The organism is Vibrio sp. 704 (assembly GCF_033339295.1).
Genome location: NZ_JAWOUH010000211.1, coordinates 1 through 889, shown reverse-complemented (window position 1 = coordinate 889; position 889 = coordinate 1). Strand labels below are relative to the sequence as shown.

The following is an 889-nucleotide window of genomic DNA, read 5'->3' as shown; positions in this document are numbered from 1 at the left end:
TGCAAGCAATACGGCTGGGAGGTTGAATCCTTCAAACGCCGAAGAGATCAATCCCGGATTAGCGAGCTCGAATGCTAAACCGCTACCGCCCACGATGCTGAACCAAAAACAGGTGATCAGCGGCGCGGCAATACGGATGGACAAAATCAATTGGCGAATGCTACGGCCACGCGAAATACGTGCGATGAAGATTGCCATCATTGGCCCGTAACCAATAAACCAACCCCAGAAGAACACCGTCCACCAGCTTAACCAGCCAGTGTCACCGCGATAAAGCGCCATCGGGAAAAAGCTATCCACCATGCGCCCTACGCCTTGCACGTAGCCATCAATAATAAAGCTCGTTGGGTCAAAGAACAGGATGTAACCGATCAGCAGTACCGACAGGATGATGTTGTAACGGCTCACAAGTTGGATGCCTTTGCTTACGCCACTTAGCGCCGAAAGCGTGTACATCACGATGGCAGCGACAATCACCATGCTTTGGGTAATGAAGTTATCTGGGAAACCAAATAATGAGTTCAGCGCGTAGCTGATTTGCAAACCAAGAAAGCCAATAGGGCCGATAGTACCAGCGGCAACGGCGATGATGCTGCACGCATCCGCCAGGTTACCAATCCAGCCATGAATCGCTTTGTCGCCAAAGATTGGGTAAAGCAATGTGCGTGGTTTAAGTGGCAAGCCTTTGTCGTAGTGCAGGTGCATCAATACGATGGAAGAAAGGCAACCGAGAATCGCCCAAGCCAAAAATCCCCAGTGCATAAACGACTGAGATAATGCATTGATTGCAGAAGTTTTTGGTGAAGCTTCACCATACAAAGGTGGCGCTGTAACAAAGTGAGCAATTGGCTCGGCAGCAGCCCAAAAAACACCTCCACCAGCGAGTAGG

1 protein-coding gene is annotated in these 889 nt (G+C 50.3%); it reads right to left on the bottom strand.

Annotation, left to right across the window (positions count from 1 at the left end; translation table 11 throughout):
* On the bottom strand, positions 1–889 hold an 889-nt coding region (locus tag R7R24_RS25515; protein ID WP_318119902.1), incomplete at both ends, for a BCCT family transporter.